This is a genomic window from Parazoarcus communis (assembly GCF_003111645.1).
GTDB lineage: Bacteria > Pseudomonadota > Gammaproteobacteria > Burkholderiales > Rhodocyclaceae > Parazoarcus > Parazoarcus communis_A.
This window is the reverse complement of record NZ_CP022187.1, coordinates 754,686-780,360: the sequence shown is the minus strand read 5'-3', so window position 1 is coordinate 780,360 and position 25,675 is coordinate 754,686. Positions and strand designations below refer to the sequence as shown.

Below are 25,675 nucleotides of genomic sequence, written 5' to 3'. Positions count from 1 at the left end.
GATCGCCGGATCGCTGCGCGCCCGCTCATCGTTATCGATTACGAGTTGAGCAACATTCAGGCCAGTGCGGCCTCGGCAGCGCTCACCTGGACGAGCGGCTCGTTGGCTGCCGCCTCGCCCAGAAAATCCTGCACCAACCGGGTGAAGCGAGCCGCTTGTTCGATCTGCGTCCAGTGCCCACAACGCCCGAACACATGCAACTGCGCACGTGCGATCAAGCCGGTCAGACGCACTGAGCTCTCCAGCGGAATCACCTGGTCCTCGCGCCCGTGAATCACCAGTACCTCGTGCGGTATGGCGCGGATCTGCGCTTCGTCGCTGGCCAGCGCCTCCACCCAGCGCTGGCGGGGCGACGGGAACATGGCCGAGAACGATTCCTGGAATCCGGGCTGAATGCTGGCCTGGTAGCGCAACCGGGCAAGGTCGTCGTTCACCAGGCTGCGGTCGAAGGCAAAGATGTCGAGCAACTTGCGCATGTTGGCAAGCGACGGCTCATACCCCCAGACGGCGTCGAGTCCCTCGGTGAGGGGAAAGTCGATGCCTGCACTCCCCATGAGCACGATCCGACGCAAGCGTGAGGGGTGCCGAATCGCGATCTTGAGGGCGAGCGCACCGCCGAACGAGTTGCCCACGATGTCCGCCTGGGCGATACCGAGTGCATCGAGCAGACCGATCGCCTGGTCGACCCATGTGTCGACGTCGTACCGCTGCCCCTCGGGGCGATCGGTAAAACCGAATCCGACCATATCGGGAATGATCACCCGACGGTCTGCGGCAAGGGGATTCATCACCGTGCGCCAATTGACGTAGCCACTGACGCCCGGCCCCGAGCCGTGAATCATCAACAATGGGAAACCCGCACCCAGATCATGGTAGTTGGTTCTGATTCCCCCTACGTCGATACTTTGGCCGATCTCCGGGTTGCTCTCACTCATGCATCGCTCCTTTTACGATTTACCGGCGCCGAAGGGGATTCCATCCCTGCACCATATTCTCGAGATTCTTTCGCAGTATTGTTTTTTTCGTAGATTGTCGGTTATAAGTTCATATGTCAACCATATGAAGAATGTTATGATTTTCACATTCCTTACTACGCTCACCACACCATGATTCGCGACGCCACGAATGTGACCGACGGAATGTCTTCCACGCCGCCCGCCACCCTGATCGAAACGGCCTATCGTGCGATCCGGCGAAATATCGTGCTTGGCGTCCACGCCCCCGGCGAGAAGATGCGGGTGGAACATCTCAAGACACAGTACAAGATGAGTTCCGGCACCCTGCGCGAAGCCCTGGGCCTGCTCGTTTCCGATGCGCTGGTCGTTGCTCAGGGGCAGAGAGGATTCACGGTTGCACCGATGTCGGTGGCCGACCTCGAAGACCTGGTGTACCTGCGCGCACTGGTCGAGACCGAGGCTGCACGTCAGAGCGTGGCAAACGGGAACGATGACTGGGAGGCCAGGCTGGTGAGCAGCTTTCACCGGCTGACGCGCGCAGAGGAGCGCCTGGGCGCACGGACGGCCGAAGTCTACGAGGAGTGGGAGCGGCGCAATTTCGAGTTCCACGAGGCGCTCGTTGCCGCTGCGCCATCCGGTCGCCTGCTCAACCTGCGTGCAAAGCTGCATCTGCAGGCGGAGCGCTATCGCAGGCTGTCGGCGCTGGACGGTCCGCGCCCGCGGGATGTACACAACGAACACGAACAGATCTTCGAGCTCGCCATGCAAAGGAATGCTGACGCTTTGGTCGATTTGCTGCGCAGACATCTGCAGCGTCCGGTCGATGTCATTCTGAACAGCAGACTGCTCGACCGTTCGCAGGCGGACACCGGCAGAGCGGCCTGAGCGCCGCCGGTCGGCTGTGGCGTGTGGTCGCTTAGCGGCGCGCGCCCATCAGCACGAAGAAGATGCGCGCAGGTTCGGTACCCCGATTTCGCCATGCGTGCCGGGTGCCGACCTGGACAACAACATCTCCCTTGCCCAGGCGCTTCTCTTCACCTTCGCCAAGGTCCAGCCAGATTTCGCCGTCGATGACCACACCGTAGTCGATCGTGTCGGTCTGGTGATAGCCCGATCCATCCGCCTCGAAGGTGTCCACGAGACCGGGCAGACGCTGCGCGAACTCGGCGCCGGCCTTCTCCGGATCGAAATCAGGGCCCGCAGACAGGCTGTCCGGCGGAAAGGTGACAAGCATTGCGGTCGTCCCGCCCACCATCGGCATGACGGACTCGAGTCCGAGCACCGGATCAGACGCGCGGGCGGCGATTTTCGGCTCCGCAGTGGTCTGCCACACGACTGCAGCCGAGAAGCCCGGCGTGTGCTCGAACTCGCTACTGCCCGGCACCGGCCCCGAGAGGACGACTTCTGCCTTTCCGCTGGCGTTGTGACCAGTTACAACACGATTTCCCTGCATTTTGATGCTCTCCTGTGCGTTTGCGGAACGATCCTTCTCTGCGGCCACAGCGCCGTCGCCTATGCGCGGACGGCGTTGTGGCCGGGTAATGGAACTACTGCACGCGAATGTGGAAGTTGGCGAAACCGTTGCCGTTCGCCTCGATCTCATCAAGTGCTTCATTGAGCTGGTCGAGGCCGAACGGGCGCGATTCGAGCAGGCCGAGATCGACGCTACCCGCGGCAATCATGCTGGCCATCTCGTCACCCTCTGCCGGGGTAAACCAGAGCGAGCCGATGTATTGCAGCTGGGCGCACATGAACGGGTGCGGATCGATCGGAATCGGGCCGGCAACACCGCCAATCTGGATGATGCGTCCCCCCCGGATGACGGCCTGCATGGCGTCGACCGAGAGTTCGGCGGGCGCCTTGGCGCCGAGCGTATCGAGCATCACGTCGACCCCGTCCGGGATCCGGCCACGGACCTGCTCATGGATGCTGCCTTCGCCGAGCGTGATCGCGATGACCCGTTGCGGATCGAGTGCGACGAGCCTGCCGAGTGCTGCCGCGTCGCGCGCAACCACGACCACACGGGACGCACCGAATGCCAGCGCAAGCAGCACTGCGCCAACGCCCAGCGTCCCCGTCGCACCGAGAATGAGAATGTCCTGCCCCGGCCTCAGCCCGGACTTGCGGATGGCTGAGTACGCAGTACCAAGATAGCCAAAACGTGCAGCGTCCGCACTCTTCAGACTATAGGGCAGACGCACCAGGTTTGCAGCAGGCGCGGTGGTGTACTCCGCGTAACCCGCATACGGATACTTCTCGAAGATGCGCTGCGAGTCCTTCCCGAAGCCGAAGTAGCCCATGAAGGTGTAAGCATCGCACCGCGTCGGCTCGCCACGCTTGCAATGACGGCACTCACCACATCCGACACCCGGATTCACATAGACCCGTTCGCCCACCTTGAACGAGGTCACGCCCTCGCCAACCGCGGCGATCGTTCCGGCCGCGTCGAGCCCGAAGATGGCGGGCAATGCGGGAAGCGGCAGGAACGGATACCAGGTCGGGAAATGCGTCACAACGTTCCTGAGGTTCGGGATCACTCCACAGGCCTCGACCTTGACCAGCACATCGTGTTTTCCGGGTGCGGGAACCGGCACCTCGTCAAGCACGAACTTTCCGCCGATTTCATGCAACCGGGCCGCCTTCATCATCGCCATGTCTCTCTCCTGGGGTGTGGGCGCACTGTCGGGGCACCCTTCCGGTCAGCGACCGCCCGGACGGGCCGCGCTGTGGTCACGTGGCACGCCGAACGGCGGTACCACAAAGCTGGAGCAGCGCCGCGCACCCGCCAAGCTGGGCGCGCGGCTGCGGTCTCGTCAGGCCGCCGATCTTTCCCGGGCCAGATTCATCGCCGTGTCCTCGATCATGTCTTCCTGCCCGCCGACCATGCCGCGCCGGCCCATCTCGACCAGAATGTCGCGTGCCGGCACGCCGTATTTCTTCTCTGCGCGCTTGGCAAACAGCAGGAAAGAGCCATACACGCCGGCGTAACCGAGCGTAAGCGCGTCGCGGTCGATGCGGATCGGAAAGTCCATGATCGGCACCACAAGGTCTTCGGCCACATCCTGGATCTTGAACACGTCGACGCCGGTCTCGATGCCCATCAGGTCGCACACCGCGATCAGCACTTCCATCGGGGTGTTACCCGCGCCGGCACCCAGCCCCGCGGCAGCCGCATCGATGCGGGTGGCACCGACCTCGACGGCGGCGATGGAGTTGGCGACGCCCATGGCGAGGTTGTGGTGGCCGTGAAAACCGAGCTCGGTTTCGGGCTTGAGGGCATCACGCACTGCGCTAAGGCGCGCTTTCACCGTGTCGGGCAAGAGGTGCCCGGCCGAGTCGGTCACGTAGATGCAGTTGGCGCCGTAGCTTTCCATCAGCCTGGCTTGCTTCACCAGCCCTTCGGGGCTGTTCATGTGCGCCATCATCAGAAAGCCGACAGTGTCCATGCCCAGCTTTCGCGCCATGCCGATGTGCTGCTCGGAGACGTCTGCCTCGGTGCAGTGGGTGGCCACGCGGATGGTACTTACGCCAAGCTCGTGCGCCATTTTCAGATGATCAACGGTGCCGATGCCCGGCAGCAGCAGCGCCGAGACCTTGGCCTGCTTCATCAACGGAATCACCGCACCGAGGTATTCCTCATCGGTGTGCGCGGGAAAGCCGTAGTTCACCGAACTGCCGCCGAGGCCGTCGCCGTGGGTGACCTCGATCAGCGGGATGCCTGCATCGTCGAGCCCGCAGGCGATGGTCTTCATCTGCTCGAGTGTCATCAGGTGACGCTTGGGGTGCATGCCGTCACGCAGGGTCATGTCGTGGACGGTGATTTTCTTGCCGCGTAGATCCATGTTCATCTCCTTCAGGCAAGCGCTCAGGCGGCCATCGTTGCGCGGTTGGGTTCGAGGGTGAGACGGCCGGCGAGGATCTCTTCGGCAAACATCTCGGCAGTGCGTGCGGCGGCTGCGGTCATGATGTCGAGGTTGCCGGCGTACTTGGGCAGGTAGTCGCCAAGACCTTCGACTTCCATGAACACCGACACGCGCTTGCCATCGAACACCGGACCATTGACCAGCTTGTAGCCGGGCACGTATTTCTGCACTTCCTTGATCATGGCGTGGATCGATGCGGTGATCGCGGCCTGATCGGGTTCGGTCTCGGTCAGGCAATGCACCGTGTCGCGCATGATCAGCGGGGGCTCGGCCGGGTTGAGGATGATGATGGCCTTGCCTTTCTTTGCGCCACCCACCTTCTCTACCGCGCCCGAGGTGGTGCGGGTGAATTCGTCGATGTTCTTACGTGTGCCGGGACCGGCGGATTTCGACGACACGGTGGCGACGATCTCGCCATAGGCCACCGGCTGCACGCGGCTGACTGCCGCCACCATGGGGATGGTGGCCTGACCACCGCAGGTGACCATGTTCACATTCATCTCGCCCTTGCCCACGTGCTCGACCAGATTGACCGGCGGCACGCAGAAGGGGCCAATGGCCGCGGGGGTAAGGTCGATCATCAGCACGCCGAGCTCATTGAGCTTGCGACTGTTCTCAGCATGGACGTAAGCGCTGGTGGCATCGAAGGCGATCTGGATGCCGTCAGCCTTCACATGCGGCAGCAACCCGTCGACACCGTCGGCGGTGGTCTTGAGGCCCAGTTCGCGGGCACGCGCCAGCCCCTCGGATGTGGCGTCGATACCCACCATCCACACGGGCTCGAGCACCGGGCTACGTTTGAGTTTGTACAGCAGATCGGTGCCGATGTTGCCGGGGCCGATCAGCGCGCATTTGATCTTGGTCATGGGGTTTCCTGTCGATCGATACTGTGTGGAAAGAGATCACGCGGCGGGCGCACCGCCCGTCGAGGCGTTACGAGCCCGCCACAGGCACAGCGCGCATCAATCAAAGCGCGCCTCAACGTGACCCAGGCCTTCGATGTCCACCGCGAAGGACTGCGCCCGTGTCGCATCAACCGCGACCATCGGACCCAGCGCGCCGGTAAGCACGATGTCACCGGCCTGCAGTGGCTGACCGACGCGCACCAGCATGTCGGCGAGCCAGACTGCTGCATTGAGCGGATTGCCGAGGCAGGCGCGCGCGTTGCCTTCGGAGACAGCCCGCCCGCCTTCCTGCATCGTCATCGCACAGCGCCCCATGTCGAAGCGGCTCGCCCTGACCGGTGTACTGCCGAGGACGAAGAGCCCGGACGAGGCGTTGTCGGCAACGGTATCGAACAGGCTGATGCGCCAGTCCGCGATCCGACTGTCCACGATCTCGACTGCGGGCAGGCAGTATTCGACGGCGCCCAGCAGATCGGCATAGGTGTGCCGTTCGAAGCACAGATCCTTGCCCAGTACGAACGCGATCTCCGCCTCGACCTTGGGCTGGATCAACCTGCCCTTGGCCACCGGCTCGGCATCGCCAACAGCCATGTCGGCAAACAGCATGCCGAAGTCGGGTTGATCGACACCCAGCTGACGCTGCACCGCTGGTGAGGTCAAACCGATCTTCCGCCCCACCAGACGGCGGCCCTCAACCATTGCGCGCCGGGTGTTGTGCGACTGGATTGCATAGGCCGTTTCGGCCGACGCCTGCTCAACCCGGTCGCGCAGCGGCGCCACGGCCTTGCCACTGCATGCGGCGGCGTAGAGCGCATCGGCTGCGGCCACGATATCAAGCTGACTCATCTGAAGTTCCTTTCCGATCTTGTTTCGATTGACACTGCAACCGGCCTGCGGGCGCAGCGCCACCTCTGGACTTACTGGGGCCTTCATGGCTGTATCCCGAGAGCGCACCGAACCCGGCGACCCATTCGGGAATCGGACGGTAATAGCGCGCTTCCGCCTTCCAGCCCTGAGCGCAGGCCGCCTCCATTGCCGCCGCCGCGGCGACCCAGGTCTTGGCTTCATGGGTTGAAGCACCTGCGGCTTTGCTCACTTCGTCGTTGCGATAGGCATCGATTGCCGACCAGTCACGCGCCTGCACCTGGCGCATGAAGGCTCGATCCCATTCGGGGCTCAATGCATGCAACCCACCGTCACCGGCCGCGAACGCGCGCGCTGCGGCGATCGTGCGTTTCTGGCGTGCATCCCGCGCTTCGGGCGTCGGGTGACGACCCGCAATCAGACGCTCGATGACTACCGGATCGCTTGCCGTGGCAATCGCAGGAATCGGCGGGTTGTGAGACAGCCCGCCGGAGCCGATGAACAGCACCCGTTCATGCTCGTGCCCGGCAAAGCGCCCGAGCGCCTCACCCAGTTGGCGTGCACGCTTGAAACTGACCAGAGGCGGCGCGACGGCGTTGATCATGATGGGGATCACCGGGTAGCGATCGAGCGCTCCGGTCATCTCGACCAGTGCCTGCGCAAAGCCATGATCCACCTGCATCCGGTACGAGAACGCCAGGTCGATGCCGCAATCGATCACCGCCTCGGCGCACCGCTCTGCAAGCTGGCGCGGCACATCAAGGGGGCCATCCGGTGTCATGTAATCACCCACCGACGTCGCACCCATGCCGATACAGAACTGCGGCATGAGATCGAGGAAGACGCCGTTGTAGTGATCGGGTGCAAACAGGTAGATCACCTCCGGGTCGAAGCACGCCACTTCTTCACGCACCGCATTCACGAGATCCGCCACTTCGCCGACGACATCTGGCGACGGATCGAAATAGCCCTTCAACGGGGTGTGCGACATGCACTGCAGCATTGCTTTCATGGGGCGGTGTCCCTTACGGCCCCACGCGAACCGCTTCGGGGACGGCACCGCCAAGGAGAAACGCAAGATGGATCCGGTTGAAGGTGGCCGGGTCCTCGAACTGGGGCCAGTGGCCGCAGCCGTCCATGACAGTGAACAAGGCACCCGGAATCATCGACGCGATGCGCCGGCCCTCGGTGACGTCCGCAGTGGGGTCATCTGAGGTCCACAGCACCAGCGTCGGTGCCGCGATGCGGGCATAGTCTTCGGCCGCGATCAGATTGCGCAGCCGGGTTTCCATGTCCTGCAACACCATGTTGTGCTTCATGCCCGCAGCCATACCGGGCTGAGCATAGATCGCCTGACGAGTCGCGATCAGATCGTCGTAAGCCTTGGTCTTGTCCGCCATCAGCCACTCAACGCGTGCCTTGATGAAGTCCCACGAAGGGTCACTCGCGGCCTGCAATGACAAGGATTTCAGCCGTGACATCACGGCCGGATCCGCCTGCGACCCACCAGCCGTGTTCAACACCAGACGTTCGACGCGGTCCGGATGGTCAATCGCCATACGGGCAGCCACCCACCCGCCCAGCGACTCACCCGAGAAACTCGCGCGCTCGATGTTCTGCGCGTCCATGAAGCGCAACAGGTGTTCGATATAGGCCGGGATCTCAAGATCGCTCGTCGCGGGAGAGGACCAGCCGTGACCGATCATGTCGATCGCCCATGTGGAGAAATGCATGCCATGCGCCTTGAGGTTGCGCACATAGGCCTCGGCATGTCCGCCAACACCGTGCAGCATGATCAAGGCAGGACTGGCACGGTCGCCGGTGTGAAGGTAACGGGTGTTGACGCCGCCAGCGTCGGTCCAGCCCTGACAAAAGCTGGTCTGACGGAGTTCAGCCCAGATGCTCTGAAAGGAAGGTGTCACAGATTGGTACTCCTGAGTTCCGGCGTGACGAGGCCATGCGCAGGCCGGCCTTGACCGGCCCGCACACTGTCACGGGGAAGAATTCTTGAAATGATGTCGATGCGCTTCAGGCGCATCGACCAGGGAATCAGTCTTCGATCTGTTCGACGAAGTAGCCGGGCGGCTTGCCTGCGGCCGTGTCCTTGAAGCGGATGCTGTGCGTCTTCACCGATCCAGCTACGCCCTTGGCTGGCTTCGCGATGCCACGGTTCCAGCGCGAGGCCAGCTTGCGCCACGTGATCGGCGAGATGTCGGTGGCCACCAGCTGCTCGTCGTCCCAGCCCGTGCCGTCGGCGTAGAAGTTCTGCATCGCTTCGCGTGCGTACAGGTCGCAGTCATTGAAGCCGTGCAGACACAGCGGCTTGTACACCCGGTCGAACTTGTACTGGAAGTCCGCGCGTTCCTTCTCCGTCGGGCACACCTTCACCAGCACTTCCCAGTATTCATGCAGGTCGTCGGTGATCGGCACGTACCATTCGTATTGCACGATGTGCTCGCCCGGCCAGTTCTCCACCATCAGCACACCGGGCAGCACCACCGAGGTACGGTAGAAGCGACCCTTGAGCCCTTCAACCTTCAACCCCAGCGATTCATTCTCCAGCACCGGCGCCCATTTCTCGGTAAAGAGCCATTGCATCATGCCCTTGGGGCCTTGCTCATCCTCAACCACGGTGATGCAGTCGTCGCTCGTGGGCAGGATGCCCAGTGGCAGCACCCATTCCATCGCGTGCACGATGGTGTTGTCCTTGTGCACCAGGATGTGCGCGTTGTCGAAACCGTTCTCGCACGCGATGCGCCAGTTGCCATACCCGGTCCGGTGCATGCCGTGACCTACCGCGTCTGCGTCGAGCAGACTCGGCGCGGCCGGCCACAGTGGGTGCGGGAAGCGTTCGCTGTTCTCGGGGAAGCGGAACGGCAGATCCTGCGACAAGGGCGGCACGTCTTCATCGGCAAAGTCGTCCTCACGCACGAACACGAACACCATCCCCGCCACTTCCTCGGTCGGGTAGCTCGTCAGCCCCGTCGTACCCACCAGCTTGTCGTCCGGGTTGGCCACGATGGTCGAGAGCTTGCCGTCCTTCAGGTCGAAGGTGAAACCGTGATACCAGCACGAGATCGTCTTCTTGTTGAAGCACATCGGCTTCTCCGACAATCTCACCCCGCGGTGCAGACACTGGTCCTTGAGCGCATACACCTTGCCATCGACCCGGCGCAGCACAATCGGAATGCCGCAGATCTGGATGCCCTTCACTTCGTCCTCGCCCAGCTCCTTGCTGAACACCGCCGGATACCAGTGGTTGATGAAGCCCCACGCCGCATCCTTGTACGGCTGGTACTGGCTCTGCGTCTTCTGGCCATTGACACGCGCTTCGCTGATCCCGCTCGCCGCCTTCACCACCCGCCGACGCACTACCGGTTCGTCTGCCATTGATTTGCTCCCTGTCCAAATGCGCCTAGCGCAACTCATCGCCTGCGCCACCGGTCACCCCGGCAACACTTTCATGAGCCACATCCTAGGCACCACACCCACACCACGCGCTCCATTGCGGACACGCCTTATCCCGTAAGCGCAGAAAACGAAAACCGACCAGTGCAGTCCAGCGTGGGCCGGGGTTCGTCCGTCGAGGGCACCGATCAGCGCACACGGGAGAGGCGTTGCACTGTTCCATGCCCTGACGCTTGCGGTGTGCGTCCGTTTGGGAGTGCACTTCTCCTCTCGCTCTTCCCGTCCTTGTGACGCCCTTACAGCGCCAGCGTTACAGGACGAAAATCCTCTGATCGCCGCGCAGGTCGTCAGCGCATGCGCAAACCGGATAGCCGGATGCGCTTTTCGGATTTCGGTCGAGTCCGGCAACGTCCATCCTTTTGTGGTCGCATCCCCCCAAATTTTCCATCAGGAGCTCCAGATGACAATGAACAGCACCCTGGCCCGGTTTGCCGGGGATTTGCTCAGCGGACGGATTCGCGTGGTCGATCTCACCCAGACCCTGTCGCCCGAGTTTCCCGCCTTGCAGTTGCCGCCCCAGTTCAACCAGCCGTGGCCGTTCAAGATCGAGGAAATCTCGCACTACGACGAACGTGGCCCGGCGTGGTACTGGAACAACTTCTCATGTTCGGAGCACACCGGCACCCACTTCGATGCACCTGCTCACTGGATCTCTGGCAAGGACTACGAACAGAACACGGTCGATACGATTCCCGCCGAGCACTTCATGGCCCAGGCCTGCGTGATCGACTGCAGCAAGGAAGTTGCCGAGAACCCCGACTTTGTCCTGACCATCGAGTTTCTTGAGGCATGGGAAGCTAAACATGGCCGGATCCCGGAACACAACTGGGTTCTGCTTCGTACCGACTGGTCGAAGCGCGAAATGCCTGAAGCGTACGTGAACATGAAGGAAGACGGCGCCCACACTCCCGGGCCAGCAGAAGGCACCGTCAAGTGGCTGATCGAAGCGCGCAATGTCGTGGGCTTCGGTGTCGAATCGATCAATACGGATGCGGGCCAGTCGTACGCATGGGACACCCCTTACCCCTGCCACTACTTCATGCATGGCAACAACCGCTACGGCCTTCAGTGCCTGACAAACCTCGACCAGTTGCCGCCCCAGGGTGCATTGATCCTCGCTGCACCGCTGAAGATCCGCAACGGTTCCGGCAGCCCGCTGCGGGTCCTGGCCCTCGTCGAACCCAACTGATCCCTGCCCCGGATGCCTGCAGCCGGGAAAAGTGTTATTCCCGGCCCATCGTTCGGTTGATCGCCCGGCACATCTGATGTGACCGGGCGCTTTTTTGCCCCATTCCGGTGCATGGAATGAGCCGAATTGCTGCACCTGCAACATGGATCAAACCGAATGCCAAGCGCGGAAAGGCTTTCATGCCAGCACCTTTATGGTGCATTGCCGCACCAAGTTGTTTTTCGTATCACACTGTTTTTTCATGGTATTTTCCAACTTCCATGAAATTTCATCATTTCCATTGACAAAGGAAATGTTCATTCCTAAAGTAGTTACCAACAACGTGATTCCTGCATCCACGATATTGCGCGGCAACATCGCCGCGCCCGTGGATTCAGGGAATCCGAGGAGAAAGATCATGGCCAGCCCCAGACAGAGAAATGCAGCGAAGACCGCGCTGAAGTGCGGCAACACCATTCACTCAGCCCATCGCCGCGAGGTGCAGCATGGCTGAGCGTTCCTTCAAGAAGGAAGTACAGCAACTGCGCATCCCCGCGGGCGAAGAGTTTCGCGGCGAAGGGATTCTCGCCATCACCAAGGGTTTGTTGCAGGCGGGTGTCGGCTATGTCGGCGGCTACCAGGGCTCGCCGATCTCGCATCTGATGGATGTGCTGGCTGACGCCAACGAGATCCTCGAAGAGCTCGACGTCCATTTCGAGACCAGCGCCTCCGAAGCCACCGCAGCTGCAATGCTTGCGGCCTCGGTGATGTACCCGATCCGTGGCGCGGTGACCTGGAAGTCTACGGTCGGCACCAACGTCGCCTCTGACGCACTTGCCAACCTCGCCTCCGGCGGCGTAACCGGCGGCGCACTGATCATCATCGGCGAGGACTACGGCGAAGGGTCCTCGATCATGCAGGAACGCTCGCACGCGTTCGCGATGAAGTCGCAGATGTGGCTGCTCGATCCGCGCCCCAACCTCGAATCCATCGTCAAGTCGGTGGAAGACGGTTTCGAGCTGTCCGAGGCCAGCAACACCCCGGTCATGCTGCAGGTCCGTATCCGCTCCTGCCACGTACATGGCCGCTTCATCACCAAGGAAAACAAGCGTCCGCGCTACACGTTGAAGCAGGCGCTGGAAAACCCGGTGCGCGACACCAGTCGCATCGTGCTGCCGCCCGCCTCCTTCGGCCACGAGCACGAGAAGATCCAGCAGCGCTGGCCAGCCGCAGTGAAGTTCATCCGCGACAATAAACTCAACGAGTTCTTCGACGGTGACTTCAACGAGATCGGGCTGATCCTGCAGGGCGGCCTGTACAACGGCGTGATGCGCGCGCTGCAGCTTCTCGGCCTGGCTGACAGTTTCGGTAACAGCCGCATCCCGATGTACGTCATGAACGTGACCTACCCGGTCATCGACGAAGAGGTCATCCAGTTCTGCGAAGGCCGCCGCGCCGTGCTGCTGCTGGAAGAAGGCCAGCCCGATTACATCGAGCAGAACCTGCATTCCATCCTGCGCAAGGCCGGCGTCTCCACCCATCTGTCAGGCAAGGATGTACTGCCGATGGCGGGTGAGTACACCACGGCAGCGATGAAGAACGGCATCGAGGCCTTTCTCAAGGCCCAACAGCCCGACGCCCTTGCGACTCACGTCGCGGTTGCAGCCGACGCGGCCGGCGAAGCCTCACTGGCCGCCGACCTCGAAGCCCTGACTGCAGCATCCACGCCACCCGCCCCCCGTCCGGCGGCGGTGCCGATGACCTTTCATCCAAAGGTAAAGGATCTGGCAGACGTGGTGCCGGCGCGGCCCGCTGGTTTCTGTACCGGCTGCCCCGAACGCCCGATCTTTGCCGCGATGAAGCTCGCCGAGGCGGATCTCGGTCAGCATCACGTGTCGTGCGATATCGGATGTCATCTGTTCTCCATCCTGCCGCCGTTCAATCTGGGCGCGACCACGATGGGTTACGGCCTTGGCGCAGCGTCGAGCTCGGCCTTCAACACCAAGACCGGCAAGCGTTCGATTTCGGTGATGGGCGATGGCGGCTTCTGGCACAACGGTCTGACCTCGGGCATCGGCAACGCGGTGTTCAACAAGAACGACGGCGTGATCGTCATCGTCGATAACTACTACTCGTCCGCAACCGGTGGCCAGGACATCCTGTCGTCCCGCGCGGAGAACGCCGACCGCGCCACGAAGAACCCGATCGAAAACGCGATCCGAGGCGCCGGCGTGAAGTGGATCCGCACCATCGACCGCACCTACGACGTCGCCAGGATGCGCGACACGCTCGAAGAAGCACTCACCACGACCACTGACGGCCCCAAGGTCATCATCGCTCAGTCCGAATGCATGCTGAACAAGCAGCGCCGGATCAAGCCCCTGTTCAACAAGGCGGTCAAGGAAGGCAAGCGCATGGTGAAGGAGCGTTTCGGCGTCGATCCCGACGTGTGCACCGGCGACCATGCCTGTATCCGGCTCTCGGGCTGCCCCTCGCTGTCGGTCAAGGACAGCGGCGATCCGCTGAAGGAAGACCCCGTGGCGCATGTCGACAACAGCTGTGTTGGCTGCGGAAACTGCGGTGAGGTGGCTGAAGCGGCGGTGCTGTGTCCGTCCTTCTATCGCGCAGACATCATCCACAACCCGACCGGCACCGACCGCTTTCTCGGCAAGCTCCGTTCAGCCGTCATCGGCTTCCTGCAACGCCGCCGTGCGGCCCGCCAGACGCGCTTCGCGCTGTGAGGAAAGAGATCGCCATGAATACAGCCAAGACAGACATCGTTCTTCACTCCGGCACCCCGATCAAGATCGCCATCCTCGCCATGGGCGGCCAGGGCGGCGGCGTGCTCGCCGACTGGATCGTCGAGATGGCCGAGAATGCCGGCTGGTGGGCACAGACCACCTCGGTTCCCGGCGTGGCCCAGCGCACCGGCGCCACCATCTATTACCTTGAACTGATCCCCGAAAGCACGGCCCATGCTGCCGGCAAGCCGCCCACGCTGGCGATGATGCCGACACCCGGCGACCTCGACCTCGTGGTCGCAGCCGAGCTGATGGAAGCCGGTCGCGCCATGCAGCGCGGCCTGGTGACACCCGACCGCACCACCCTGATCACCTCAAGCCACCGCAGCTATGCCGTCGGTGAGAAGGCTGCGCTCGGCAACGGCATCGCCGACCCGAACAAGGTGATCGACGCCGGCCGCGAATCGGCAAAGCGTCTGATGTGCTTCGACCTGCAGGAGATGGCAGAGAGGGCCGGCAGCGTGATCTCCGCGAGCCTGTTCGGCGCCATCGCCGGCTCCGGTGCCCTGCCCTTTGCACGCGAAGCCTTCGAGGAAACGGTGCGCCACGGCGGCAAGGGTGTCGAGGCCAGCCTGCGCGCCTTCGCGCTCGGTTTCGATGCGGCACAGAAGGCGCCCTCGACACCGGCTGCAATCGATACCTCGCGCCCCGCACCAGACGTACCCGAGCGCGCGGCGAACCCCGAGGTGCAGGCCCTGCTGTCCAAAGTGAAAGCCGGCTTTCCGGCCGAAGCACACGGCATGCTGGTCGCCGGCCTGCGCCGCCTGATCGATTATCAGGACATCGACTACGCCGCCGAGTATCTGCAGAAATGCACCGAACTGCATGCCCTCGATGCGCGCCACGGCGGCGAAGCGCATGACTGGGCTCTGACGAACGCTGCAGCCCACCGGCTTGCAGTCGCCATGAGCTACGACGACGTGATCCGCGTCGCCGACCTCAAGACCCGCGGCAGCCGCTTCGAACGCGTGCGTCAGGAGGTGGGCGCCAATTCCGATCAACTGGTCTACACCACCGAATACATGCACCCGCGTCTGGAAGAGATCTGTGGCACCTTGCCCACTGGACTCGGGCGCTGGCTCGAACAATCAAAAGGTTTCGGCGGCTTCGTCAAGCGACGCATGGAAAAGGGCCGGCGCGTGAAGACGGGCACCCTGACCTGGTTCCTGGCCCTCTATGCCGTGTCCGGCATGCGCCGTTTCCGCCGCAGCCTGCTGCGCCATCAGATCGAGACAGCGCAGATCAGGGAATGGCTCGACCGCGTCGTGCGCCTCGCGGGCAATGGCAACTATGCGCTTGCGGTCGAAGTGCTGCACTGCCGCCGCATCGTCAAGGGCTACAGTGGTACGCATGACCGTGGTGACAAGCGCTTTGCCAGCCTGATGAACGCGGCGGACAAGCTTGTGGGACAGAAAGACGGTGCAGCGACCTTGCAGAAACTGCTCAAGGCAGCGATGGCAGACGAAGAAGGCCGACAACTTGAAACGCAACTTGGCCTGCTGCTCGGCGCAGGTGCGAGCAACATGACGCAGCCAGCCAACGCAATGTTCAGCCGCCAGGCAGCCTGATCCGCGACAGACGGAAAGAGACGAGAGAGGACGACACGCATATGCAGGAAATGGAACTCACAATCAGCGAGATACGGACCGAAACGCCGTTGATCCGCAGCCTTTACCTGCGGGCACCGGAGGGGAAATCCCTCCCTCCGTTCTCCCCCGGTGCCCACCTGCAGGTGAAGGTCCCCGGTCTTGCAGATGCGCGTTGTTACTCACTCGTCACGTTCTCGGCTGAAACTGACACTTTCGACGCCCCACAAGCCTACCGCCTCGGTGTTCGTCTCGAAGCCGAAAGCAGCGGTGGTTCCCGCTTCATGCACGCCCTCACCGCTGGCGACACGCTCAAGGTGAGCGGCCCAAAAAACGATTTCCCCCTGCATGCAACCGAAGCCGGCGAATCCGAAACTGTTCTGATTGCAGGCGGCATCGGCATCACCCCGATCGCTGCAATGGCTAGCGCACTGAAAGCGGCGGGTCGCCCCTGGTCGATGCACTACAGCGGACGCAGTCTGGATCAGCTTGCCTTCAGGGACGAACTCGCAGCACTCGCCGGCCCTGCACTGCACCTGCACGCTGACGACGACGCTGTGACCCGCCTCGACATCGGCACGCTGCTCGACGCGCTGTCCACCTCGCAGCACCTCTACGTTTGCGGCCCCAAGGGCATGATCGACGCGGTAATCGAGGGTGCCAAAGCGCGTGGCTGGCCCGCGTGCAAGGTGCACTTCGAACTCTTCACCACCGCTGCACCGGTCGCAGGCGACACGCCATTCGAAGTCGAACTGAGCCAGAGCGGACAAATTCTCACCATCCCGGCCGACAAAACAATCGTCGAAGTCATGGAAGAAGCCGGCTGCGATCCGATGTATGACTGCAAGCGTGGCGAATGCGGCGTGTGCACCGCAACGGTGCTCGAGGGCGAGCCTGACCATCGCGACTACTTCCTGTCCGACGCCGAGAAGGCGGGCGGAAAACTGATCCAGATCTGCATCTCGCGGGCGAAGTCGCCCCGCCTGGTGCTCGATCTCTGACCTGAGGGCACTGCAATGAGCACCGCAACCGGCAAGTACCGCGGCAACCCAGACGCCATCAATGCACTCGTGCGCGACACCGAGGTGCACAAGGACGCCTACATCGACCAGGAAGTCTTCGAACTGGAGATGGAACACCTGTTCGCAAACACCTGGGTCTATGTCGGCCACGCCAGCCAGGTACCGAACAAGGGTGATTACTACACCACCACCGTCGGCACCGAAGACGTGGTGATGGTGCGCCACAGCGACAACAGCGTGCGCGTGCTCTACAACCGCTGCCCGCACAAGGGCGTGAAAGTTGCCGGCGAAGTCTGCGGCAACACCGGGAAGTTTTTCCGTTGCCCCTACCACGCCTGGACCTTCAAGACCGATGGCAGCCTGCTCGCCATCCCCCTGAAGAAAGGGTACGAGAACACCGGTTTCGAATCCTGCGAAGCCAGCCACGGCATGGCCGTCGTACCCAACGTCAAGGTCTATCGTGACTTCGTCTTCTGCCGCCTCAACCCCGGCGGCCCGAGCTTCGAAGAATTCTTCGGCGAGTCGCTATCGACCCTCGACAACATGGTCGACCGATCACCCGAAGGCAAACTCGAGGTCGCTGGTGGCGTGCTGCGTTACATGCACAACTGCAACTGGAAGATGCTGGTCGACAACCAGACTGACACCTGCCATCCGATGGTCGCGCACGAGTCCTCCGCAGGTACCGCAGTAAAAGTCTGGAATGAGGCTCCCGAAGGCACGCCAAAACCGATGGCCGTCGAGCTCTTCGCCCCCTTCATGTCGCCCTACGAGTTCTTCGAGAACATGGGCATCCGCGTATGGGAAAACGGTCACGGCCACACCGGCGTGTCCGACTCCATCCACGCCGCCTACTCCGCCGTGCCCGGATACTGGGATCAGATGGTCGCCGCTTATGGTGAGGAACGCGCCCACCAGATTCTCGGCGACACCCGTCACAACACGGTGTATTTCCCCAACATCATGGTCAAGGGCCCGATCCAGACCCTGCGCCTGTTCAAGCCCATCGCCGCAGACAAGACCCTGGTCGAATCGTGGACCTTCCGCCTCGTCGGCGCGCCAGACCTGCTGCTCGAGCGCACGACCATGTACAACCGACTGATCAACGCCCCCACCTCGGTGGTCGGCCACGATGATCTGGAGATGTACGAACGCGCGCAGGAAGGCCTTCACTCGCGCGGACGCGACTGGATCAATATCGCCCGCCTCTACGACCCTGCGGAGAAAGAGCAGAAAAACGTCGTCACCAACGGCACCAACGAAATGCAGATGCGGCAACAGATGCGGGCATGGGCCCAGTTCATGACGGAAAGCATGTAAGGACAAAAAGGAAGAGATGCCACCGAGGCCAAGGGATGAATGGGATGTTTGCGGCGCAGGGCGAGGACTGTCCGAGCCCGAAGGGCGAGTTCCACAGCCCTGCAGAGCAAATATCCCGTTCATCCCGACCGGCGGCACGAACCTTTGACCAGCATCGGCGAACTGCCAGCAACACCCGAACAAGGATCAAGCCATGACTGCCATCACCGAAAGAAACCTCATCGACTTCGTCTATGCCGAAGCCCGCATGCTCGACGAACAGCGCTTCGAAGACTGGCTCACCCTGTTCACCGAAGACGCCTACTACTGGATGCCGCTCGCGCACGACCAGCAAGACCCCAAACTTCATACCTCACTGATGTATGAAGACAAACTCCTGCTCCGCGTCCGCATCGAACGTCTCTCCGGCCAGCGCACCTTCTCGCAACAACCCAAAAGCCGCTGCCACCACTTGCTGCAAGCCCCGAGCATCGAATCATCAAACCCGGCAACGGGCGAACACATCGTGCGTACCGCCTTTCACTACACCGAAACCCGCCTCGACAAGCAGGTCATCTACGCCGGCTGGAGCACGCATCACCTCGTTGAAGTCGAAGGCAAACTCAGGATTCGCCTCAAGCGCATCGACCTGGTGAACTGCGACGCCGCCTTCGGCAATATTCAACTCTTCATGTAAGCGGGAGCACGACTTGGCCATAACCGTTCATCAAGCCTTCGCCCTCGCCGCTGCGCGCTGGGCAAAGCGCCCCTTCCTCTGCGTCCTGCCCGAAACCGCCGAGATCTACGGCATCACCGCAGGCGAATTGCGCTACGCCGAAGCCGCCGAACGCATCGAAACCCTGCGCGCCGCTTACGCCGCAGCTGGCTACGGCCATGGCCATCGCGTCGGCATCCTGCTTGAGAACCGCCCCGCCTTCTTCCTCCACTGGTTCGCCCTCAACGGACTCGGCGTATCCGTGGTCCCGATCAACCCGGACATGCGCGCAGCCGAACTCGAATACCTCATCGGCCACTCCGAGATCGCGCTCGCCATCGCCCTGCCCCAACGCCACGCCGATCTGCTCGCAGCCGCAGACCGTGCCGGCCGCCCCTTCCAGGTCATGGGCGAACGCGATACGCCGCCCGAGGCCGCCTTCCCGGCGCCGCAGGCAGACACCGAGCCGCATGAGCTCAGCGAAGCTGCCCTGCTGTACACCTCGGGCACTACCGGCCGCCCCAAGGGCTGCATCCTGCCCAACCGCTACTTTTTGCACGCAGGCAACTGGTACGCCAACATCGGCGGCCTCGCCACCCTGGAGCCCGGCAAGGAACGCATGATCACGCCGCTGCCGCTGGTGCACATGAACGCCATGGCCTACTCGGCAATGGCCATGATCATGACCGGCGGCTGCCTGATCCCGCTCGACCGTTTCCACCCCCGCAGCTGGTGGGACAGCGTGCGCGAATCCCGCGCCACGGTGGTGCACTACCTCGGCGTCATGCCAGCCATGCTGATGAAGGCTGAAGCCAGCCCGGCTGACCGCGACCACTCGGTGCGCTTCGGTTTCGGTGCAGGCGTCGACCGCAGTCTGCACGGCATCTTCGAAGAACGCTTCGGCTTTCCCCTGCTCGAAGCCTGGGCGATGACCGAAACCGGCGCTGGTGCCGTCATCATCGCCAACAAGGAGCCGCGCCACATCGGCACCTCCTGCTTCGGCAAGGAGGAAGCCGATGTTCTGGTGCGCCTCGTCACCGACGACGGACGCGACGCAGGCGTCGACGAACAGGGCGAACTGCTGGTACGCCACGCGGGCGACGATCCCCGCTACGGCTTTCTCGCCGGCTACCTCAAGGACGAGGCGGCCACCGATGAGGCCTGGGCAGGCGGCTGGTTTCACACCGGCGACATCGTCCGCCGCGACGCAGAGGGCTACCTGCACTTCGTCGATCGCAAGAAGAACGTGATCCGCCGCAGCGGCGAAAACATCGCTGCAGTCGAAGTGGAAAGCGTTCTGCAACAGCACGCACTGGTCAAATCGGTCGCCGTCGCCGCCGTGCCCGATCCGGTGCGCGGTGACGAAGTGATGGCCCTGGTTGTGGCCGAAGAGGTGCCGGCAGATCGGGCAGGCATGGAGTCCGCTGCAGTCGAGCTGGTGAACTGGGCCCTGTCGCAACTCGCCTACTACAAGGCACCGGGCTACGTCGCCTTCGTCGATGCCTTGCCGCTGACCACCACCAACAAGATCCAGCGCGGCGAACTCAAGGCGCTCGCCCCGACCCTGGTCGAGCACACGAGCTGCGTGAACACCTGCGCGATGAAGAAACGGCAGGGAGATCACAAGTGAGCGCCGCTGCCCACAAGCGACTCGGCTACGAAGGCGTGGTTGCCGTAATGCCGGCGACCATCCCCTACGTCCGCTACTCCACGCACAGCGCGCACTGGTGGCTGGGGCGCGCACTCGGCGAACTGATTCGCGGCGCCGGCATCGCCAAGGCCGACGTCGACGGCGTGTGCGTGTCCAGCTTCACCCTCGGCCCGGACACCGCAGTCGGACTGATGCAGCACCTCGGCATGAGTCCGCGCTGGCTCGACCACATCCCGATGGGTGGCGCCTCCGGTGTCATCGCGCTGCGCCGTGCCGCCCGTGCGGTACAGGCCGGTGACGCAGAAGTGATCGCCTGTATTGCCGGCGACACCAACCAGGTGGACTCCTTCCGCAACACGGTCAGCCAGTTCTCCCGCTTCGCCCAGGACGCGGTCTATCCCTATGGTGCGGGTGGCCCCAACGCGAGCTTCGCGCTGCTGACCGATTACTACATGAAGCACTACGGCGCCACGCGCGAAGACTTTGGCAAGCTCTGCGTTGCGCAGCGCGACAACGCGCTGAAGAACCCGCACGCATTGATGAAGAAGCCGCTGACCCTGGCCCAGTACATCGACGCCCGTCCGATCACCGACCCGATCCACCTCTTCGACTGCGTCATGCCGTGTGCCGGCGCCGAAGGCTATCTGGTGATGACCGAAGAACGCGCCAAGGCGCTCAAGCTGCCCTTCGTGCGCATCCGCTCCACCATCGAACGCCACAACGCCTTCCCGGAAGATCCGATCCAGTTCCGTGGCGGCTGGGCGATGGACAAGGACGCGCTGTACGAACATGCAGGCGCCGCACCGGAAGATGTCGACTTCCTCGAAACCTACGACGATTACCCGGTGATCAACATGATGCAGTTCGAGGATCTCGGATTCTGCGCCAAGGGCGAAGCCTCGACATTCGTTCGCAAGCACAGCTTCACCATCGACGGCGACTTTCCCTTCAACACCTCGGGCGGTCAGCTCTCGGTCGGTCAGGCCGGCGCGGCAGGCGGCTACCTCGGCTTCGTGCAGGCCTTGCGCCAGCTCACCGGCAGTGCCGGAAAGACCCAGGTGGAGGGCGCGAAGCTCGGACTGGTGTCGGGATTCGGCATGATCAACTACGACCGCGGCCTGTGCTCCGGCGCAGCGCTGCTCGAACGAGGAACTGCCGCATGACCGCGCCTCTCGTCAAACCGAAAAAGAAGAATCCGGTCGAACGCACCCGTCTGGCCACGCGCCCGCCCGCGCCACGCAGCCGCAGCGCGCAAGGGCTCACCCGTGCGGCCGCCGAGGGCAGTTTCGAACTGCAGGTGTGTGCCGAGTGCAACACCGTTCAGTACCCCGCACGCGAGGTCTGCTGCAACTGCCTGTCAGAGCACCTGCAGTGGAAGCCGGTGGATAACCGCGGCGAACTGATCGCCACCACCACGCTGCGTCACAGCAACGACCTGTATTTTCGCGAGCGCCTGCCGTGGCGCGTCGGCACGGTGAAGATGGCCGCCGGTCCGGTCGTGGTCGCCCACGTTCATGAAGACTGTGTCGCCGACGGCCCAGTGCGTCTCACGCTCAAGCTCGACCGCAGCGGTCAGGCCGTACTCCATGCGCTTCCTGAAAAGGACACTCCGAACATGAACGATGCCCCGCAGATGCGCGAATCCACCTGCGACCCGAAGTTTCGCCGCGTACTCGTCACTGACGGCAAATCGGCCATGGGTCTGGCGGTTGCAAAGGCCATGCTCGATGCCGGCGCCAACGCGGTCTTCCTCGGCGACCCGACGAGCTGGAAAGCAAATGCGGCCTTCGACAAGCTCGCCACCGATCCGCGTGTGCAGGTGGTCGATATCGACGTCACGGACACCGACTCGGTCGACCGCCTCGCGGCCTCGATCGGCGGCAAGGTCGAGATCCTAGTGAATACCGCGTCCTACCTGCGCGACGGCGGCATCCTCGGACGCAAGGATGTGATCCTCGCCCGCGATGCGATGGAGGTAAACGTGCTCGGCCTGATGCGACTCGCCCAGGCCTTCGGCCCCGGCATGTGCTTCCGCGCGGCAGACGGCACCAACAACGCCGTGGCCTGGGTCAATATTCTCTCCATCCATGCTTTTGCCGCACTTCCCGCACGGGGTGCTTGGTCAGCCTCGATGGCTGCGGCGCTGTCGGCAGCGCAGACCCTGCGTGCCGAACTGAGCGGTGCCGGCGTGCGCGTGCTCAACGTTTTTCCTGGCCCGATCGACGAGGAATGGGAACAGCTCACGCCCCCGCCCAAGCTCGCGCCGGCTGCCATCGCCAAGGCCATCGTCAAGGGCCTGCAGGACGGCATCGAGGATGCCTACGTCGGCGATATTGCGGAAGAAATCCGCGAACGCCTGCGCGAGAACTACAAGGCCGTCGAACGAGAACTCGGCCAGTAAGCGCCCCAGCCCCCAAGGAGCACACAGAATGAGCAACCCCATCCTCGCCCAGTTCATGAACGAGTTGCTGAGCGGCCGGCTGAAACTGGTCGACCTTACGCAGACGCTCGCGCCCGATTTCCCCACCATCGTGCTGCCGCCAGAGTTTGGGCAGGCCTGGCCGTTCCGCATCGAGGAGATCTCGCGCTACGACGAGCGCGGTCCGGCCTGGTACTGGAACAACTTCTCCATGTCCGAGCACACCGGCACCCACTTCGATGCGCCCGCACACTGGGTCAGCGGCAAGGATCAGCCTGACAACACGGTCGATTCGATTCCAACCGAGAACTTCATTGCCACCGCCTGCGTGATCGACGTCTCGGCCGAGAGCGCCGAGAACCCGGACTTCCTGCTCACCATCGACTTCGTCAAGGCCTGGGAAGAAAAGCACGGCCGGATTCCGGAGCGTGCCTGGGTGCTGCTTCGCACCGACTGGTCCAAGCGCACCACGCCCAGGGAATACCTGAACATGGCTGAAGATGGTGCGCATTCGCCCGGCCCCGACGCCGAAGTGGTGCCATGGCTCATCCGGGAACGAAACGTGCATGGCTTTGGTACCGAATCTGTCGGCACCGACGCCGGCCAGGCCCATCACCTCAATCCGCCCTATCCCTGCCACTACTACATGCACGGCAATAACCGCTACGGGCTGCAATGCCTCACCAACCTCGACCAGCTCCCGCCCCAGGGCACACTGATTTTTGCCGCCCCGCTCAAGATCCGTAACGGTTCCGGCAGCCCGCTGCGGGTGCTGGCGCTGGCACCGAGCGCGTGAGGGCCGGATCATGAACGAAGACAGGATCGCAGTCGTCACTGGTGGCAGTGCAGGCATTGGCGCCGACATCTGCAAGCGCATGCTCGACGATGGGTATCAGGTCGTGTCGATGGCACGTCGCGCACCAGAGTGGACGCACCCGCGCCTCACCACGGTGCAGGTCGATCTGCTCGACGCCACCGCCACCGAGCAGGCTGCGCAGGAGATTGCAGCGAACTACCCGGTCAGCCACTTGATCCACAACGCCGGCGTGATCTGGCCCAAGCTGCTGGGCGAGGTGAAGCTCGACGAGTTGCAGGGCCTCACCCAGATTCACCTCGGCGCCGCCATCAGCCTGATGCAGGCAGTGCTGCCCGGCATGGAAGCGCGCCAGTTCGGACGCGTTGTTCTGATGTCCTCACGCGGCGCACTCGGACTGCCGACGCGTACCGCCTACTCCGCAACCAAGGCCGGCATGATCGGCATGGCCCGGACCTGGGCGCTGGAACTCGCGCCCAAGGGCATCACGGTCAACGTCGTCGCGCCCGGTCCGATCCAGACCGACATGTACTACGCGGTCATCGAAGCCGGCAGCGAGCGTGACAAGGCGCTGGCGGCCAGCATTCCGGTCCGCCGCGTTGGCCGCGCAGACGATGTCACCCGCGCGGTGATGTTCTTCGCCGATCCGGATAACAGTTTCGTCACCGGGCAGACGCTGTACGTCTGCGGCGGCGCAAGTGTAGGAAGCATCACCATCTGAACCACGCAGCATTCAAATAATCCTTCATCCGCAGTACGCCCCACCCACGGAGAAAACCGCCATGATGTTGAAGAAAATCCCCGCTGCCATCGCACTTGCAAGCCTTGCCACCTTTGCCGGCAGCGCGCTCGCACAGGTCAAGGTTGGCGTCATTTCGTCCGCTACCGGCCCGACCGCACTGGTCGGCATCCCGCAGAAGAACAGCGTACCGCTGCTGCCGACCAAGGTCGGTGATCTCACCGTCGAATACATTGCGCTCGACGACGCATCCGACTCCACGGCGTCGGTGAAGGCAGTCAAGAAGCTGCTGAGCGAAGACAAGGTCGACGCCATCATCGGACCCTCGGGCTCGCCCAACGCAATGGGCGCCATTCAGTTCGTCGCCGAAGCCGGTGTTCCGATGCTTGCGCCGGTAGGTACGGCTGCCGTCGTGCTGCCGATGAATGAACAGAAGAAGTGGGTGTTCAAGACCACTCAGAACGACGACATCATCGCCAAGGCGCTGACCGAACACATGGTGAAGGCCGGCGTGAAGACGCTTGGACTGATTGGCACGGCAGACCCCTATGGCGAAAACTGGGAAAAGGTCATGGGTGGCCTTGCTGAAGCCAACGGCATCAAGATCGTTGCCAGCGAGAAGTTTCAGCGCTCCGACAGTTCCGTCACCGGACAGGCATTGAAGATTCTCGGCGCCAAGCCCGATGCAGTACTCGTCACCGCGCCGGGCGGCCCCTCGGTGCTGCCGCAAACCACCCTGTTCGACATGGGCTACAAGGGCCAGATGTACCAGACTCACGGTGCCGCGCTGCCCGACTTCCTCAAGCTCGGTGGCAAGAAGGTCGAAGGCACCATCCTCGCTGCGAGCCTGATGCTGGTGCTGCCCGAGATCGCCGACAGCAACCCATCGAAGAAAGTCGCTGCCGACTACATTGCGGCCTACGAGAAGATGCATGGCAATAAGCCGGCCACCTTCGGCGCCAACGTCTACGACGCCGGTCTGCTGCTGAAGCAGGCGATTCCGCTTGCCGCACTCAAGGGCAAGCCGGGTACGCCGGAGTTCCGCTCGGCACTGCGTGACGCGCTGGAGCAGACCAAGGAACTGGTCGGCACCCAGGGCGTGTACAACATGAGCCCCGCCGACCACAGCGGCTTCGACGATCGCGGCCGGGTGATGATCACGGTGAAGGAAGGCAACTGGACCCTGCTCAAGTAAGCCGGACGCCCCAGCAACATTGTTGACAGGCCGCACGTCTCCGGACGTCGCGGCAACGAGGCAGAGCGGCCACCATCCGGTGGTCTCGAAGCCCTGAGATCCCGGGCCAGCCGGGCGGCTGCAGGATGATCCCTGCGTCGCCCGTGTGTC

At 62.9% G+C, this 25,675-nt stretch carries 23 protein-coding genes; 14 read left to right on the top strand and 9 right to left on the bottom strand.

Going from position 1 to position 25,675, the window contains the following annotated elements:
* Nucleotides 1-56 precede the first annotated feature (56 nt).
* Nucleotides 57-935, bottom strand: a complete 879-nt coding sequence (locus tag CEW83_RS03635) for an alpha/beta fold hydrolase (RefSeq protein ID WP_108948129.1) — start codon at nt 933-935, stop codon at nt 57-59.
* Nucleotides 936-1,139: 204 nt separating this feature from the next.
* On the opposite strand from CEW83_RS03635, the gene CEW83_RS03630 reads away from it, so the two are divergent.
* The gene (locus CEW83_RS03630) at nt 1,140-1,841 is read left to right on the top strand and encodes a GntR family transcriptional regulator (protein ID WP_234418976.1); all 702 of its coding nucleotides are present in this window, start codon (nt 1,140-1,142) and stop codon (nt 1,839-1,841) included.
* A gap of 31 nt (nt 1,842-1,872) precedes the next feature.
* Here the strand turns inward: CEW83_RS03630 and CEW83_RS03625 are convergent, their stop codons facing one another.
* The 8 genes from CEW83_RS03625 to CEW83_RS03590 form a co-directional block, all read right to left on the bottom strand.
* Nucleotides 1,873-2,409 (bottom strand): cupin domain-containing protein, encoded by a 537-nt coding sequence (locus CEW83_RS03625; protein WP_108948127.1) that lies wholly within the window; start codon nt 2,407-2,409, stop codon nt 1,873-1,875.
* Between the two features lie 94 nt (nt 2,410-2,503).
* Nucleotides 2,504-3,610 (bottom strand): alcohol dehydrogenase catalytic domain-containing protein, encoded by a 1,107-nt coding sequence (locus CEW83_RS03620; RefSeq protein WP_108948126.1) that lies wholly within the window; start codon nt 3,608-3,610, stop codon nt 2,504-2,506.
* 159 nt (nt 3,611-3,769) lie between these two features.
* The gene (gene dmpG / locus CEW83_RS03615) at nt 3,770-4,798 is read right to left on the bottom strand and encodes a 4-hydroxy-2-oxovalerate aldolase (RefSeq protein ID WP_108951176.1); all 1,029 of its coding nucleotides are present in this window, start codon (nt 4,796-4,798) and stop codon (nt 3,770-3,772) included.
* Nucleotides 4,799-4,821: 23 nt separating this feature from the next.
* Nucleotides 4,822-5,745 carry an acetaldehyde dehydrogenase (acetylating) gene (locus CEW83_RS03610; protein ID WP_108948125.1) on the bottom strand — a complete coding sequence of 308 codons (924 nt, stop codon included), beginning with the start codon at nt 5,743-5,745 and terminating at the stop codon, nt 4,822-4,824.
* A gap of 96 nt (nt 5,746-5,841) precedes the next feature.
* Nucleotides 5,842-6,630, bottom strand: coding sequence for a 2-keto-4-pentenoate hydratase (locus CEW83_RS03605; RefSeq protein WP_108948124.1), 789 nt, complete (start codon nt 6,628-6,630; stop codon nt 5,842-5,844).
* A complete protein-coding gene (locus tag CEW83_RS03600; RefSeq protein ID WP_108948123.1) occupies nt 6,617-7,660 on the bottom strand; it encodes a 3-carboxyethylcatechol 2,3-dioxygenase in 1,044 nt (347 codons plus the stop codon). The genes CEW83_RS03605 and CEW83_RS03600 overlap by 14 nt, the downstream gene beginning before the upstream one ends.
* 13 nt (nt 7,661-7,673) lie before the next feature.
* Nucleotides 7,674-8,570, bottom strand: coding sequence for an alpha/beta fold hydrolase (locus CEW83_RS03595; protein ID WP_108948122.1), 897 nt, complete (start codon nt 8,568-8,570; stop codon nt 7,674-7,676).
* 127 nt (nt 8,571-8,697) lie between these two features.
* The gene (locus CEW83_RS03590) at nt 8,698-10,038 is read right to left on the bottom strand and encodes a Rieske 2Fe-2S domain-containing protein (RefSeq protein WP_108948121.1); all 1,341 of its coding nucleotides are present in this window, start codon (nt 10,036-10,038) and stop codon (nt 8,698-8,700) included.
* 478 nt (nt 10,039-10,516) lie between these two features.
* Between CEW83_RS03590 and CEW83_RS03585 the strand changes: the two genes are divergently transcribed.
* From CEW83_RS03585 to CEW83_RS03525, 13 genes are all read left to right on the top strand, one after another.
* Complete coding sequence (locus CEW83_RS03585) at nt 10,517-11,305, top strand: cyclase family protein (RefSeq protein WP_108948120.1); 789 nt, start codon at nt 10,517-10,519, stop codon at nt 11,303-11,305.
* Between the two features lie 142 nt (nt 11,306-11,447).
* Nucleotides 11,448-11,798 carry a hypothetical protein gene (locus CEW83_RS20975; RefSeq protein ID WP_159099379.1) on the top strand — a complete coding sequence of 117 codons (351 nt, stop codon included), beginning with the start codon at nt 11,448-11,450 and terminating at the stop codon, nt 11,796-11,798.
* Nucleotides 11,791-14,025 carry an indolepyruvate ferredoxin oxidoreductase subunit alpha gene (locus CEW83_RS03575; RefSeq protein ID WP_108948118.1) on the top strand — a complete coding sequence of 745 codons (2,235 nt, stop codon included), beginning with the start codon at nt 11,791-11,793 and terminating at the stop codon, nt 14,023-14,025. The genes CEW83_RS20975 and CEW83_RS03575 overlap by 8 nt, the downstream gene beginning before the upstream one ends.
* A gap of 14 nt (nt 14,026-14,039) precedes the next feature.
* Entirely contained in the window at nt 14,040-15,653 is a 1,614-nt protein-coding gene (locus tag CEW83_RS03570; protein WP_108948117.1) for an indolepyruvate oxidoreductase subunit beta family protein, read from the top strand.
* Between the two features lie 50 nt (nt 15,654-15,703).
* Nucleotides 15,704-16,672, top strand: coding sequence for a PDR/VanB family oxidoreductase (locus CEW83_RS03565; protein ID WP_234418975.1), 969 nt, complete (start codon nt 15,704-15,706; stop codon nt 16,670-16,672).
* A 15-nt stretch (nt 16,673-16,687) separates the two neighbouring features.
* Nucleotides 16,688-18,013 carry an aromatic ring-hydroxylating dioxygenase subunit alpha gene (locus CEW83_RS03560; protein ID WP_108948115.1) on the top strand — a complete coding sequence of 442 codons (1,326 nt, stop codon included), beginning with the start codon at nt 16,688-16,690 and terminating at the stop codon, nt 18,011-18,013.
* 193 nt (nt 18,014-18,206) lie between these two features.
* Nucleotides 18,207-18,689, top strand: a complete 483-nt coding sequence (locus tag CEW83_RS03555; RefSeq protein ID WP_108948114.1) for an aromatic-ring-hydroxylating dioxygenase subunit beta — start codon at nt 18,207-18,209, stop codon at nt 18,687-18,689.
* A gap of 13 nt (nt 18,690-18,702) precedes the next feature.
* Entirely contained in the window at nt 18,703-20,337 is a 1,635-nt protein-coding gene (locus CEW83_RS03550) for an AMP-binding protein (protein WP_108948113.1), read from the top strand.
* Nucleotides 20,334-21,521, top strand: a complete 1,188-nt coding sequence (locus CEW83_RS03545; protein WP_234418974.1) for a thiolase family protein — start codon at nt 20,334-20,336, stop codon at nt 21,519-21,521. Before CEW83_RS03550 ends, CEW83_RS03545 begins: the two co-directional genes overlap by 4 nt.
* A complete protein-coding gene (locus tag CEW83_RS03540) occupies nt 21,518-22,759 on the top strand; it encodes an SDR family NAD(P)-dependent oxidoreductase (protein ID WP_108948112.1) in 1,242 nt (413 codons plus the stop codon). The genes CEW83_RS03545 and CEW83_RS03540 overlap by 4 nt, the downstream gene beginning before the upstream one ends.
* 28 nt (nt 22,760-22,787) lie before the next feature.
* On the top strand, nt 22,788-23,573 hold the full coding sequence (locus tag CEW83_RS03535; protein WP_108948111.1) for a cyclase family protein: 786 nt from the start codon (nt 22,788-22,790) through the stop codon (nt 23,571-23,573).
* Nucleotides 23,574-23,583: 10 nt separating this feature from the next.
* On the top strand, nt 23,584-24,312 hold the full coding sequence (locus CEW83_RS03530) for an SDR family NAD(P)-dependent oxidoreductase (protein ID WP_108948110.1): 729 nt from the start codon (nt 23,584-23,586) through the stop codon (nt 24,310-24,312).
* 61 nt (nt 24,313-24,373) lie between these two features.
* Complete coding sequence (locus CEW83_RS03525; RefSeq protein WP_108948109.1) at nt 24,374-25,525, top strand: ABC transporter substrate-binding protein; 1,152 nt, start codon at nt 24,374-24,376, stop codon at nt 25,523-25,525.
* Nucleotides 25,526-25,675 lie beyond the last annotated feature (150 nt).

Bases quoted from the DNA above. Each gene is read 5' to 3' on its own strand.
- dmpG (WP_108951176.1), bottom strand. From the start codon at position 4,798: ATGGATCTACGCGGCAAGAAAATCACCGTCCACGACATGACCCTGCGT.
- CEW83_RS03535 (WP_108948111.1), top strand. From the start codon at position 22,788: ATGAGCAACCCCATCCTCGCCCAGTTCATGAACGAGTTGCTGAGCGGC.
- CEW83_RS03555 (WP_108948114.1), top strand. From the start codon at position 18,207: ATGACTGCCATCACCGAAAGAAACCTCATCGACTTCGTCTATGCCGAA.
- CEW83_RS03570 (WP_108948117.1), top strand. From the start codon at position 14,040: ATGAATACAGCCAAGACAGACATCGTTCTTCACTCCGGCACCCCGATC.
- CEW83_RS03625 (WP_108948127.1), bottom strand. From the start codon at position 2,409: ATGCAGGGAAATCGTGTTGTAACTGGTCACAACGCCAGCGGAAAGGCA.
- CEW83_RS03610 (WP_108948125.1), bottom strand. From the start codon at position 5,745: ATGACCAAGATCAAATGCGCGCTGATCGGCCCCGGCAACATCGGCACC.
- CEW83_RS03540 (WP_108948112.1), top strand. From the start codon at position 21,518: ATGACCGCGCCTCTCGTCAAACCGAAAAAGAAGAATCCGGTCGAACGC.
- CEW83_RS03560 (WP_108948115.1), top strand. From the start codon at position 16,688: ATGAGCACCGCAACCGGCAAGTACCGCGGCAACCCAGACGCCATCAAT.
- CEW83_RS03635 (WP_108948129.1), bottom strand. From the start codon at position 935: ATGAGTGAGAGCAACCCGGAGATCGGCCAAAGTATCGACGTAGGGGGA.
- CEW83_RS03605 (WP_108948124.1), bottom strand. From the start codon at position 6,630: ATGAGTCAGCTTGATATCGTGGCCGCAGCCGATGCGCTCTACGCCGCC.
- CEW83_RS03620 (WP_108948126.1), bottom strand. From the start codon at position 3,610: ATGGCGATGATGAAGGCGGCCCGGTTGCATGAAATCGGCGGAAAGTTC.
- CEW83_RS03590 (WP_108948121.1), bottom strand. From the start codon at position 10,038: ATGGCAGACGAACCGGTAGTGCGTCGGCGGGTGGTGAAGGCGGCGAGC.
- CEW83_RS03530 (WP_108948110.1), top strand. From the start codon at position 23,584: ATGAACGAAGACAGGATCGCAGTCGTCACTGGTGGCAGTGCAGGCATT.
- CEW83_RS03585 (WP_108948120.1), top strand. From the start codon at position 10,517: ATGACAATGAACAGCACCCTGGCCCGGTTTGCCGGGGATTTGCTCAGC.
- CEW83_RS03600 (WP_108948123.1), bottom strand. From the start codon at position 7,660: ATGAAAGCAATGCTGCAGTGCATGTCGCACACCCCGTTGAAGGGCTAT.
- CEW83_RS03565 (WP_234418975.1), top strand. From the start codon at position 15,704: ATGGAACTCACAATCAGCGAGATACGGACCGAAACGCCGTTGATCCGC.
- CEW83_RS03525 (WP_108948109.1), top strand. From the start codon at position 24,374: ATGATGTTGAAGAAAATCCCCGCTGCCATCGCACTTGCAAGCCTTGCC.
- CEW83_RS03575 (WP_108948118.1), top strand. From the start codon at position 11,791: ATGGCTGAGCGTTCCTTCAAGAAGGAAGTACAGCAACTGCGCATCCCC.
- CEW83_RS20975 (WP_159099379.1), top strand. From the start codon at position 11,448: ATGGATCAAACCGAATGCCAAGCGCGGAAAGGCTTTCATGCCAGCACC.
- CEW83_RS03630 (WP_234418976.1), top strand. From the start codon at position 1,140: ATGTCTTCCACGCCGCCCGCCACCCTGATCGAAACGGCCTATCGTGCG.